Origin of the sequence: Streptomyces sp. NPDC048415, assembly GCF_040651675.1 — a bacterium.
In the GTDB taxonomy this organism is placed as follows: domain Bacteria; phylum Actinomycetota; class Actinomycetes; order Streptomycetales; family Streptomycetaceae; genus Streptomyces.
The window spans coordinates 84309-96582 of sequence record NZ_JBEZKJ010000008.1 but is presented as its reverse complement, the minus strand read 5'-3'; the positions used below and the strand labels follow the sequence as shown (position 1 = coordinate 96582).

7 protein-coding genes are annotated in these 12274 nt (G+C 69.9%); 1 reads left to right on the top strand and 6 read right to left on the bottom strand.

Annotation, left to right across the window (positions count from 1 at the left end):
* Positions 1-24: 24 nt before the first annotated feature.
* From AB0D27_RS08905 to AB0D27_RS08880, 6 genes are all read right to left on the bottom strand, one after another.
* Entirely contained in the window at positions 25-1188 is a 1164-nt protein-coding gene (locus AB0D27_RS08905) for an exonuclease SbcCD subunit D (RefSeq protein ID WP_362504154.1), read from the bottom strand.
* A 379-nt stretch (positions 1189-1567) separates the two neighbouring features.
* Positions 1568-4555, bottom strand: coding sequence for a glycoside hydrolase family 2 TIM barrel-domain containing protein (locus AB0D27_RS08900; protein WP_362504151.1), 2988 nt, complete (start codon positions 4553-4555; stop codon positions 1568-1570).
* Between the two features lie 342 nt (positions 4556-4897).
* The gene (locus AB0D27_RS08895) at positions 4898-7699 is read right to left on the bottom strand and encodes an alpha-mannosidase (protein WP_362504148.1); all 2802 of its coding nucleotides are present in this window, start codon (positions 7697-7699) and stop codon (positions 4898-4900) included.
* A gap of 41 nt (positions 7700-7740) precedes the next feature.
* On the bottom strand, positions 7741-8547 hold the full coding sequence (locus AB0D27_RS08890; protein WP_362504348.1) for a carbohydrate ABC transporter permease: 807 nt from the start codon (positions 8545-8547) through the stop codon (positions 7741-7743).
* Between the two features lie 47 nt (positions 8548-8594).
* Positions 8595-9551, bottom strand: coding sequence for a sugar ABC transporter permease (locus tag AB0D27_RS08885; protein WP_362504145.1), 957 nt, complete (start codon positions 9549-9551; stop codon positions 8595-8597).
* A gap of 7 nt (positions 9552-9558) precedes the next feature.
* The gene (locus AB0D27_RS08880) at positions 9559-10896 is read right to left on the bottom strand and encodes an ABC transporter substrate-binding protein (RefSeq protein WP_362504142.1); all 1338 of its coding nucleotides are present in this window, start codon (positions 10894-10896) and stop codon (positions 9559-9561) included.
* A 316-nt stretch (positions 10897-11212) separates the two neighbouring features.
* On the opposite strand from AB0D27_RS08880, the gene AB0D27_RS08875 reads away from it, so the two are divergent.
* Positions 11213-12214 carry a LacI family DNA-binding transcriptional regulator gene (locus AB0D27_RS08875; RefSeq protein ID WP_362504139.1) on the top strand — a complete coding sequence of 334 codons (1002 nt, stop codon included), beginning with the start codon at positions 11213-11215 and terminating at the stop codon, positions 12212-12214.
* Positions 12215-12274 lie beyond the last annotated feature (60 nt).

The window sequence follows — 12274 nt, the reverse complement described above, 5'->3', positions numbered from 1 at the left end:
TCCGGCCGAGCACACGCGGTGTTGTCACCGGGCGACCTCCCGTACGGCCTCGTCGGCGCGGACCGCGTCGAACGCGTCGCGCAGCACGGTCTGTTCGTGTGCGTCGGGGCCCGCGCCGCGCACATGGGCGACGAAGTCCTCCGCGATCTGCTGTTCGCTGCGGCCCGCAAGGCGGCGGGCGTAGGAGGTGTCCGGGTCCTCGGGGGCCCGATCGGGGTCGAAGGCGAGGCTGAGGGTGTGCGGGAAGCGCTCGGTCAGTCGCGCCATGGGGTCGGCCGGGCGCACCGGGTCGGTGAGGGTCGCCTCGACCCATGCCTCCTGGTGGCGCTTCAGCTCCGGATCGGCGAGCAGGTCCTCCAGGTTTCCCCGGATGCGGGCGAGGGCCCGGGGGACGGGGCAGTCGATCCGCTCCGCGCTCAGGGAGCCCTCGGGGCCCAGGTCCACCAGCCACATGCTCTTGCGGTGCTCGGCCTCCGAGAACGAGTACGGCAGAGGGGAGCCGGAGTAGCGCACGCGCTCGGTGATGGTCTGGCTGCCGTGCAGATGCCCGAGCGCGGTGTAGTCGACGCCGTCGAAGACGCCCGCCGGTACGGAGGCGACTCCGCCGACGGTGATGTCCCGCTCGCTGTCGCTGGCCTCGCCCCCGGTGACGAAGGCGTGGGCGAGGACGACGGAGCGGGTGCCCGGCGCGCGCGTGGCCAGGTCGGCGCGGACCCGGTCCATGGCGGCGGCCAGCACTGCCTCGTGTCCCGGCTTGTCCACCCCGAACTCGTCCTTCACGAGGGCCGGTTCCAGATACGGCAGCCCGTAGAAGGCCACCTCCCCCTGGGCGTCGGTGAGCATCACGGGTGTACCGCACGCCGAGGCGTCGGTCCGCAGGTGAATGCCCGCGCGCCCGATGAGCCCCGCGCCGACTCCGAGCCTGCGCGCCGAGTCGTGGTTCCCGGAGATCATCACCGTGGGCACACCGAGGTCCGCGAGCCGGTGCAGGGCGTCGTCGAAGAGGTCGACGGCGGCCAGCGGCGGCACCGCCCGGTCGTACACGTCTCCCGACACGACCACCGCGTCCACGTGGCGCTCGCGCGCGGTCGTGACGAGATGGCCGATGAACTCGGACTGGGCGCCGAGCATGTTCACCCGGTGGAACGCCCGGCCCAGATGCCAGTCGGAAGTGTGCAGTATTCTCATGAAATTGCCCTGACCTGCACGTTTACCCTACTGCGCCTCTAAAACCAGCACGAACCAGCACGGGGCTCGCCGTCAACGCTCGCCACGCTAACGCATGTGGCCCCCTGATCCACCACTCACCTCAGATCACCCTGGGAATTGAAAGTCCTTTCCCTATGCCGCCGATCCGTCTTGCATCGCTGCAAGACGCAGGCCGCAGCAGCACGCCCTGCTCGTGCACGCTCGCAGAACTTGGCGAATCGCGTTTCGAGGCAGTCCTGGCACATCTCCGCTTCGTCCAAAGCGAAGTCGACTGCCCGGTCGCAGTACTGGCAGATGCCCTCGAAGGTGTTGCCGTCGGCGAAGCAGATCAGTACATCCGCCGCCGACCGGGCGGGCCTCACGTCGTGGTTCGGCCTCCCGTTATCCGGAGCCTGATCGTGCGCGCCTCCGGGCGCAGCGCGAACTCCGGCCATACGTCGGGGCCGCAGGCGCGGGAGCCGAGGCCGTGCTGGGCCGCGTCGATGATCAGGTGACTGGTCGTCGAGCAGGGGAGCTCGAAGGGGTGCCGGGCTTCGGCGATCTGCTGAGGGGTGTGGCGGCTGAGGGTGAAGCCGGGACGCCGGCCCTGGGTGTCGGGCAGGGCGGTGATGCGCACCACCCGCTCCGCACCGCTGGTCAGCGTCAGGTGCCGCAGCTGGGAGCGGTGCCCGGTCTCCTGGGGGCGCGCGTAGTCGACCGAGAGATCGCCGACCGGGGCGGCGAAGAGTCCTGTGCGTGCCGCGTGGAGACTGTCAGGGTAGGACTCGAACGGGCCCAGCCCGAACCACTCGGCAGCGTCGACGGGAGCCGTGCCGTCGGGCAGGCCGAAGTGCACACCGATCCTCGGCCACACCGTCCGCCAGCCGTTCGACGGTTCGATCTCCACGCGCAGTTCGAGTTCGTCCCCTTCGACCGACCAGACGGTCTCCACCGTCACGGACAGAGCGGAGTGCGCGGCGGCGACCTTGTCGACGGTGCGCAGGGCGTCCGCCCCGTGCTCCACCGTGACCTGCCGCGCGGTGAGCCGGTCCAGGCCGTCCCGGCGCCACAGGTCGGCGCTGGACACCCCGGCGATACTGTCGTCGCTGCCTTCGAGGCGGTCCCCCGGACCCTCGTCGTTGTCGGTCGGGGCGCGGAACAGTTCCAGACGCGGTCCGGTCACGGCGCGACCGGCGAGACGGGTGAGCGACCCGCCGGCGAACTCGGCGATGCCGAGGGTGAGGGTGCCGTCGCCGGGCCGCCAGTCGGCGCGCGGACGGGCGCGGGGGACCGGGCGCCGGACCGAGTGGTCGTGCTGGGCGGTCGCTACGACATGCCCCTGGGCCGCCCAGGCGGTGCCTGTCGCCAGCACCGCGTCGATCGTGTGCCAGGTCTCGGCGTCCGGGGACACCGTGACCCGGGGGAGCGTCACCCGGCCCGACTCGCCCGCCGCGAGCACGGGGACGTCCAGCTCGCCCGAGTCCACCGACACCCCGTCGTGCTCGACCCGCCAGCGGAACCGCAGATCCGACGTGTCGGCCGAGTGCCGCAGGTTCGTGATCGCGACCTTCTCGCCGTCGAAGGCGAAGCGGAGCGGCTGCACGACCGCCTTGAACTCGTGGAGACTGGGCGTGGGGACGTCGTCGCTCAACAGCATGCCGTCCATCACAAAGTTGCCGTCATGCACAACCTCGCCGAAGTCGCCGCCGTAGGCGTAGTACGTCGTTCCGTCCGGGGCCGTCGCCAGGAGGCCGTGGTCCCGCCACTCCCAGACGAAGCCGCCGTGCAGCCGCGGATACTCGTGCACGAGCGCCTCGTACTGGTCGAACGCGCCCGGCCCGTTGCCCATCGCGTGGGCGTACTCGCACAGCAGGAACGGTTTGCCGCGCTGGCGGGCGCTCTGCGCGGGGGTGCAGTCCAGAAGCGTGGACGACGCGTCGTCGGTGCCGACCCGCTCGGTCTCCGGGACCGTCGGGTACATGAGTGAGTAGAGGTCCGTGTACTCGCCCGTGTGGTCGCCCTCGTAGTGCACCGGCCGTTCGGCGTCCCGGGCGTGGACCCATGCCGACATCGCGGCGAGGTTGCTGCCGGTGCCCGCCTCGTTGCCGAGCGACCAGATGACGACGCTGGGATGGTTCTTGTCCCGCTCGACGGTCCGCTGGATGCGGTCGAGGTAGGCCGGGCGCCACGCCGGGTCGTCGCTCGGGTTGCCGACCCAGCCGACCTGGTCGAAGCCGTGGGTCTCCAAGTCGCACTCCAGGACGACCCAGAACCCGAGTTCGTCGGCGAGGTCGAGGAGCCGTGGGTGCGGAGGGTAGTGGCTGGTGCGGATGGCGTTCACGTTGAACCGCTTCATCCGGGCGAGGTCCTCGCGCGCATGCCGCTCGTCGAAGACCCGGCCGCGCTCGGGGTGCGCCTCGTGACGGTTCACCCCGTGGAAGACCACCCGGCGGCCGTTGACCAGGAATTGGTCGCCGCGGATCTCGACCGTGCGGAAACCCACCCGCAGGGCGATGCTCTCCGCCGCCGAGGCGACCGTGGCCTCGTACAGGCGCGGCTCCTCCGCCGACCAGGGCTCCACCCCGGCCACGTCCAGCGGCGCCACCTCGGCCGCCGTCGCCCAGATCCGCTCGACGCCGAGCTCGGGGATACACAGGGTGACAGGGAAGGCCGACGCGTCGGCGGTGACCTCCGGGTCGATCCGGCCCTGCCCGGCGGCATAACCGGTCCTGAGCCAGACGTCCTCGATGCCCGCGGCCGGCCGGGCGAGAAGGGTGACGTCGCGGAAGATCCCCGGCAGCCACCACTGGTCCTGGTCCTCGACATAGCTGGCCGCGGACCACTGGTGCACCCGCACCGCCACGACGTTGTCACCCGGACGCACCGCGTCCGTCACATCGAACTCGTGGGCGAGCCGGCTGCCGCTGGCGCCGCCGGTCTCCACGCCGTTGACCCACACCGTGAAGAGCGACTCGACCCCGTCGAACCGCAGCACGATCCGCTCGGCGCCCGACCAGCCGTCGGGAAGGTCGAAGTGGCGGCGGTAGTCGCCCGTGGGGTTCTCGTCCGGGACATGGGGCGGATCGATCGGGAACGGGAACTGGATGTTCGTGTAGAGGGGCCTGCCGTAGGCGCCGTCGCCCTCCAGCACCCAGTGCGCGGGCACCGTCAGGGTCCCCCAGCCGTCGTCGGAGAAGTCGTCGGCTACGAAGTCCGCCGCGACCGACGCCGTGGGGGACAGCCGGAAGCGCCAAGGCCCATTGAGGGAGAGGGAAGAGGCGTCGGAGTGCAGCCACGAGCGCGCCGGGCGCAGTGCGCCGCGCCCCGGTGCCGGGTCCGAAACATACGCGGAGAGCTCGGAGAGCAAGAGGTCACGTCTTTCTTCGCGGGGGCTCGGTGGACGTCGCCCGTGCCGTGGCGGGCGTGGGGGTCGGTGACGGCCGGGTTCGTACCGCTGGTAGCGGGTGCGGGAGCAGCCCGCGGTCGGTGCGTACGGCTGCCGGCGGGTAGAGGTGTCGGTCACGGCCGGTTCGTACGGGCCGTGCCGGGGTGTCCGCGCCGGTCGTGTCCAGTTCGTACGACTGCCGGCGGGAAGCGGTGTTGGTCACGCTCGGCTCGTCCGGCCCGTGGCTCGGCTCGTACGGCCCACGGCAGGACCGTGCGTCGGTCGCGGCCGGTTCGTACGATCCGCCGCGGGACCAGGTGACGGTCACGGTCGGCTCGTGGGCGCCGTGGGGTGCTGCCTCAGCACGACCGTGCGGATCTCCCAGGGCGTGAGGGCGAGTTCGAGGCCGTCCTGCGTCGGCGTGGTGGAGAGCGGCCGGCCGAGCAGGTCGACCGTGGTGGCCTCGGTGAAGTCACCCGTCAGACGGGCGGTCGAGCCGGTGTCGCTCAGCGCGGCGAGCCGGACCTCGATGCTGTCCCCGACTCCGTGCCCGTTCTCGGCTCCGTGCCCGTCCCCGTCGGTGGGGACCCGACGGATGCTGGAGACGAACACGTCCTTGCCGTCGACCCGTACGCCGCTCACGTCGGCCGGCAGGGTGCCCCCGGCGGGTGCGGTACCCCGCGTGACGAGCACGTCGTTGCGGAACTCCTCGGCGAGGGCGACCGCGTCCGCGGCCTGCCAGCCGGTGGCCGAAGGCAGGACTGCGAGCCGGTTCTCGATGCGCATACCGAGGTCCTGTGCGCCCGGGGCGGGGATCTCGCTCGCCGCGGGCTCGTCGCGCAGGGGGTGGATGTTGACGCTGATCGAGCCGATCGCGCGCAGCAGCGTGAGGGCCAGTGCCGAGCCGTCGTCGACGAGTTCGTACTCGCTGGAGTGGTCGAGGAGGACGGTGGCCAGCCCTGCCGACACGAAGGTGCTCGCCGGGAAGGTCGGGAGCGGGTACTCGCCCCAGCCGCCCTCCGCCGTGAGCCCCCGCTCGGTGACGGCGAACTGGCCGGCGGAGGCGGACGTGGTCACGGACCGGGGCAGCGGCACGTGGAATCGGAGCCGGTGGTCGGCGGACCGGTTCAGGAAGGCCGTCGAGATCCGCACGAACGGCTCGCCCGAGCGCAGCTCCACCAGCATCTCCACCGGCGTCGGGACGGTGGTTTGGCCGCGCATGTCACGGTCGGCGGCGAGCGCGTCGGGCCACTCGTAGACGCGGGTGACGCGCAGCCGGGACCGCAGCGGCCCGTTCTCGACGAGCTCGACGGTGACCTGGGTCGGCTCCGACACCAGCATGTCCCGGGCCGGGGGAGCGTAGTTGTAGCTGTCGCCGCGGTCTCCGCCGTCGACCAGGCGGCCCACCCCCGACAGGACTGTGCCGTCCGCGCCGGTCACGACCAGGGTGCCGTCGTCGGCTACCACCACCTCGACCAGGCCGTTCGACAGCGCGTCCGCCGACGGCGTCACGGTGGCCGTGGCCGGCGTGAGCCGTGGCGCCGGGGCGGTGTTCCCGTTGGCCGCCGAGACCCGGACAGCGGTCAGCCCGGAGGCGGGCACGTGCACCGGCACCAGCGCGGTCGCCCGCGCCTCGGCCAGCGTCCGCACCTGCCACTCGCCCGGATGCGCGGCAGCCGCGGCGGCGACCTCGCGACGCAGGATCAGCAGGTCGAACGGCCCGCTGGCCGGCACCTCGGCGAGATGGAACACCAGTGAGCCCGGCGTGAGTTCGTAGCGGTCGATCAGCAGTCCGAACAGCTCCCGACGGTGGATACGGCGTAGTACGCGTTCGAGCTGCGAGGCGTCCATGCGCTCGTCGCTGAGCACGGTCGGGTCCTCGGAGATCAGCTGCACGGGATGCGCCGACCCGTCGGCGCCGGTGGCGACGAGCGCGGTCCCAGCAGCCGGGGCCAGGACATCCACCTCGACCAGCGCGGTGCGCGGCGACGGCAGCGGGTTGGCCACCAGGTAGGCGTCGCTCGGCACCCGGGCGGCGGGCTCGGCGAGCGCCGCGTCCCGCACGGCACGGGCGGTCTGCGCGGCCTCGGCGAGCCGCGCCGCGACCTGGTCGCAGGTCTCGTCGGTGCCGGAGCCGACCACGGAGTCGTGCGCGGTGGACTCGATGATCTTGTGCCAGGCGAGGGCGAGGAAGGCCGAGTCGTCGCGTCGCGACCACAGCGCGTTCACGCGCTCGGCGTGGTCGACGGTGCGCTCCGCGACGGCCATCCGCTGCTTGAGCCCGAGCCGCACGGACAGCACGCCCGGCAGGATGTTGCCCCGCACATGGCTGCGCAGCTCACCGGTGACGACGGAGGTCACCTCGTCGCGCACATGCCCTCGGATGTACTCGTCGAGCGTGGCGACGGTGATCGGCAGCTCCGCGCCGGACGCCTTGCGCAGCCAGGCCGCCAGCTGCGGGTCGGGCGCGTTGTGGTCGGTGCCCGCCATGGCCAGCACCGGATCGCCGCCCCACCGCGCGTCCGTCATCTCCGCGTACTCGCCGAGCGCGCGGCCGATCTGGTCGGGCACCAGAAGGACGTCCAGGCCGTTGTCGTAGCCGTCGAAGAGGAACTCGGTGCGCACCTCGGAGCCGTCCGGGGCGCGCCAGCGGAAGGCGTGCCCCTCGACCGAGCCGGGCACCCCGCGCCACAGGGCCGCGTGCTCGATCCCGGCGCGTGCCAGGATCTGCGGCATCTGCGCGACGTGGCCGAACATGTCCGGCAGATAGCCGATGGGCATCGCGCCGCCGAGCCGCTCCGCCGCCGCCCACCCCATCCGGAGATTGCGCACGATGGTCTCGCCGGAACACAGGAATTCGTCGAGCAGGATCAGCCACGGGCCGATCGCGAGCCGGCCCTCGCGGACCAGGGCCACGACCCGCTCGCGGTTCTCCGGACGCATCTCCAGGTAGTCCTCGACCGCGGCCATCTGACCGTCGACGGTGAACCGGAAGTCCGGGTTCGCCTCCGCCGTCTCCAGCACGGTGTCCAGGGCGGTCACCAGCCGGTGCCGGAAGACCTGGAAGGGCTCGTACCACTCCCGGTCCCAGTGGAAGTGGGGGACGAATACTGCGGAGTTGGGCATGGCGAGACGGACCTTCTGTACGGAGTGGGGGACGGCAGCGGTCACTTGAGGGAGCCGGCGGCGAGCCCGCTGCGCCAGAACCGCTGGAGGAGGATGAACACGATGATCACGGGCACGATCGACACCAGCGAGCCGGTGATCACGGACTCCTGGAGGAGCGGGGAGCGGGCGGTCTGCCCGTTCCAGGTGAAGAGGCCGAGCGTGATCGGGAAGAGGGACTCCTTCTGGAGCATCACCATCGGGAGGAAGAAGTTGTTCCAGATGCCGACGAACTGGAACAGGAAGATGGTCACCAGCGCCGGCGACATCAGCTTGAACGACACCGAGAAGAACGTGCGGAACTCGCCGGCACCGTCAAGGCGCGCGGACTCGATGAGTTCCTGGGGCACGGCGGCATTCGCGAAGATCCTCGCGAGGTAGACGCCGAACGGGCTGACGATGCTCGGCAGGAAGACCGCGAGGTAGGTGTTGACGAGTCCGGTCTCGGAGAACAGCAGGAACAGCGGCAGCGCCAGCGCAGTGCTGGGGACCAGCACACCGCCGAGAATGACCGAGAACAGGAACTCCCGGCCGCGGAAGCGGAACTTGGCGAGCGCGTAGCCGCACAACGCCGAGATCAGGGTGCCCACGGCCGCGCCCAGCACCGCGTAGATGACCGTGTTGAGGATCCATCGGCCGAAGATGCCGTTGTTGAAGGTGAACAGGGTGCGCAGATTGTCGAGCAGTTGGAAGTGCGAGAACGTCAGGCCGTTGGTGGAGGCGAGATCGCCCTGCGGTTTGGTCGCCGCGACGATCAGGAAGTACAGCGGCAGCAGGAAGTAGATCGCCAGCACGAACATCAGGGCCATGACGGCCGTACGGCTCACGCGGCTTTCTTGGACAGGGGGTCGGCTGCTCACAGTCCCGCCCTCTTGGAGGTCAGTCGCATGAACCCGAAGCTCAAGACGAAGGTGATGACCGCGATGACCACCGAAATGGCGGCGGCCTGCTGATAGTTGTTCCCGACGGCCACGGTGTACGCCAGCATGTTCGGGGTGAACGTACTGGAGATGTTCGAGGAGATCTGGCGCAGCACTGCCGGCTCGGAGTACAGCTGCAGCGTGCCGATGATGGAGAACACCGTGGTCATGACGATGGACGGGGCGATGATCGGGACCTTGATGCGCCACGCGATGGTCCAGTTGCCGGCCCCGTCGATCCTCGCGGCCTCGTAGAGCTCCTGCGGGATGGACTGCAGCGCCGAGAACATGATCAGCATGTTGTAGCCGGTCCACAGCCAGGTGGAGACGTTCGCCGCCGACCACAGCACGGCACCCGGGCCCAGGAAGTCGGGGTGCAGACCGATGCCGTTCAACAGGTCGATGACCGGGCTGAGTTGCGGCGAGTAGAGATACGACCACATGATCGCGGCGATGACGCCGGGCACCGCGTACGGCATGAACGTGGTGATGCGGAAGAACCCCTTGAGCTTCAGCAGGGGAGCGTCCAGCAGCAGTGCCATGACCAGCGCGACGAACAGCATGACGGGCACCTGCACGATGCCGAACAGGCCGATGCGGCCGATGCTGGACCAGAACTCGTCGTTCTGGAACACCTGCACGTACTGCTCGAAGCCGCCGAACGTCGTGTAGGAGGTGCCGTACTGGCCGCCGGAGCGGCGCACCACGCGGAAGCTCTGCCACAGCGCGTAGCCGATGGGCACCAGGTAGAACAGCACGAACGGCAAGAAGAAGGGCGTAAGGAACGCGACGACGGTGCCGGCCCGGGGGCCGCCGACGTCCAGACGCGGACCGCGGCGGCCCCGGGGCGGTGATGACACCGCGTCGGTGGGACGGGTGGCGATGTCGGTCATGCTGCGGTCACTTGCCCGACGTGGCCGGGATCGCCAGGTCCTTCATCGACTTCCGCGCGGCGGACTGGGCGGTCGCGAGCGCGTCGGTCAGCGTGCCGTCACCGCCCGCCGCCTTGGCCATCGCGTCCTGCAGCGCCAGGTTCACCGCCTTCTGGGTGGGACCCCAGGAGAAGTTGGTGTCGATCTTCTTGGACGAGTCGGCGAAGACGTCGAAGATCTTCTCGTTGTTGTAGTACGGCACACCCTTGGACAGCGCCGGAAGCTTCAGCCCGTCGTTGGCCGCCGGGTACAGGCCGCCCAGCTCGTTCTCCATCGCTAGGGCCTCGGGGTCGGTGTTGAGCCAGGTGTTGAACTCGACCGACTCGTACAGGTGCTTGCCGCCCTTCATGAACGCGACGGTCGAGCCGCCCCAGTCGCCGGACGTACCGTTCGCACCCCAGGTCGGCATCGGGACGATCGACCACTTGCCGGCCTGCTTGGGCAGGTTGTCCCGCAGGCCCGTGTAGCCCCAGGCGGCCCCGATCTGGGTGGCGATCTGGTCGTCCTGGTAGGCGGCGTACATCTGCGTCGATCCGTTGGCGATGTCGGTGCGCACGAGCTTGTCGGAGATCAGCTTCTGCCAGTAGTCGGCGACCTGCTTGCTCTTGTCCGACTCCACGGTGACGTGCCACTTGTCGTCGGAGTAGCTGTACATCTCCGCGTTGTTCTGCCAGAGGAGCCCGTTGAACCACTCGGCGTTGTTCGGGTCGAAGAACGCGATGGTGAGTTTCGGGTCCGCCTTGTGCAGCTTCTCGGCGGCAGCCTCGTACTCGTCCCAGGTCGTCGGAATCGGGATGTCGTACTTCTTGAAGATATCGGTGCGTACGTACATGGCCATCGGACCCGTGTCCTGCGGAAGGGCGAACACCCCGGTGCCGCCGAAGCTGGCCTGCGACCAGGTCCACGGAACGAACTTCGACTCGGCGTCGGTGGCCGCCTTGCAGGCCGAGGCGTCCACGAAGGCGTCCTGGGAGCGCAGGGTGGGCAGCTCGTCGTAGCCGACCTGGGCGAGGTCCGGCGCCTTACCGGCCTTCAGGGCGTTGCCGATCGCGCCGTACTGGTCGTTGGAGATGTTCTTCGTCTCGACCTGGATGTTGGGATGTTCCTTGTTCCACAGGTCGACGACCTTGTCCATGCCGTTGACGGTGTTCCAGTACTGGAGGGTGACCTTGCCCTTGGAGGGCTCACAGGAGGGGGCGGACGCGTTGTCGGACGACGAGTCGGACGACGAGCACCCGGCGAGGACGACCACGCCTGCGGCCGCGGCTGCGATGACGAGGCGAGTGCGTGTGACTGTGCTGCTCATATCTTCCGTTCCAGAGAACGACTAGCGACGGTGCTAGGCGGGTCGACGTTGACACCTGGAGGCGGATGCCTTCTGGTTGAATGTGTTCCGTGAGCGCTCCCGTGAGCGGTACCGTGAGCGCTCACGGGAGTGATAATGGGAGGCCTTGCCGTGAAGTGATTGGGATTTTGCGCTTCGGTTGGGTCGAGTGTCAAGGCTCTTGAGCCAGGGGAGCACCATCAACCGTTCGCACACCTGGTCGCACCACAATGTCGGCCCGGGGCATACTCAGTGTCCCTTGTGACGCGCGCGCGTCGACAACACGCGGAGGTGAACGATGGCGTCGTCGGGGACCGGACCCCGCCGGGTGACGATCGACGATGTGGCCCGCAGCGCCGGGGTGTCCCGGCAGACGGTGTCCCGGGCGCTCAACGACAAGGACGAGATCGGTGTCGCCACCAAGCAGCGCGTCCTCGATGCCGCCCTCGCGCTGGGATACCGGCCGAGCCGCTTCGCCCGGGGGCTCGTCCGCCAGGACACGATCAGCGTCGGGCTCGTGATCCCCGATCTGCTCAACCCCTTCTTCACCGAGGTCGCCGCCGCCTCCCTGGACGCGGCGCGGGACCGCGGCTGGCACGTCGTCGTGTGCGACACCGGTGATCGCGTCGAGGAGGAGCGGGGCACCCTGGAGGCGATCGCCTCGCAGGTGGACGCCGTCGTGGGGTACATGAGCCTGACCGAGGAGGAGATCGACCGGCTGACCCGGGGGATGCCGGTCGTGCTCATCGACCGGGAGCACCGCTCCGAGCGGTTCAGCACGATCCGGATCGACGGAGAGCTGGGCGTCGCCTCCGCGATCCGCCACCTGGCCAACTCGGGGCACCGGCGGATCGGCATGCTCGATCACGCGGGCCGGTCCGAGCCGAGCAACCGGCACGACTGGTTCGCCGCCGCGATGGACGCCTGCGGACTCGACGCCGACGCGGTGTGCCGCGCCGACCAGAGCGTGGAAGGCGGAGAGAGCGCGCTCAAAGACCTCCTCGCCCGGCACCCCGACGTCACCGCCGTGTTCACGTTCAACGACATCATCGCCATCGGCGCACTGCGCGCCGGCCGCCGACTCGGACGCCAGATCCCCCACGACCTCGCAGTCATCGGCTTCGACGGCCTTCAGCTCGGATCCCTGGTCGAACCGCCCCTGTCCACCGTCGCCCTCGACACCCGGGAGCTCGGCGCGCTCGCCGTCGAACAGGCGGCGCGGCTGCTGACCCGCAGCGGCGGGCTCAGCCGGGACGAGATGGTGGTCCACGGAAAGCTGCGGTTGCGGGAGTCGGCGTAGGGCCTGCCGGCCGGCCGCGACAGCGGCAGGTTCCGTCCGCCGCGGGACCCGGGTCCCGCA

Bases quoted from the DNA above. Each gene is read 5' to 3' on its own strand.
- AB0D27_RS08905 (WP_362504154.1), bottom strand. From the start codon at position 1,188: ATGAGAATACTGCACACTTCCGACTGGCATCTGGGCCGGGCGTTCCAC.
- AB0D27_RS08895 (WP_362504148.1), bottom strand. From the start codon at position 7,699: ATGCCCAACTCCGCAGTATTCGTCCCCCACTTCCACTGGGACCGGGAG.
- AB0D27_RS08890 (WP_362504348.1), bottom strand. From the start codon at position 8,547: ATGGCCCTGATGTTCGTGCTGGCGATCTACTTCCTGCTGCCGCTGTAC.
- AB0D27_RS08885 (WP_362504145.1), bottom strand. From the start codon at position 9,551: ATGACCGACATCGCCACCCGTCCCACCGACGCGGTGTCATCACCGCCC.
- AB0D27_RS08880 (WP_362504142.1), bottom strand. From the start codon at position 10,896: ATGAGCAGCACAGTCACACGCACTCGCCTCGTCATCGCAGCCGCGGCC.
- AB0D27_RS08875 (WP_362504139.1), top strand. From the start codon at position 11,213: ATGGCGTCGTCGGGGACCGGACCCCGCCGGGTGACGATCGACGATGTG.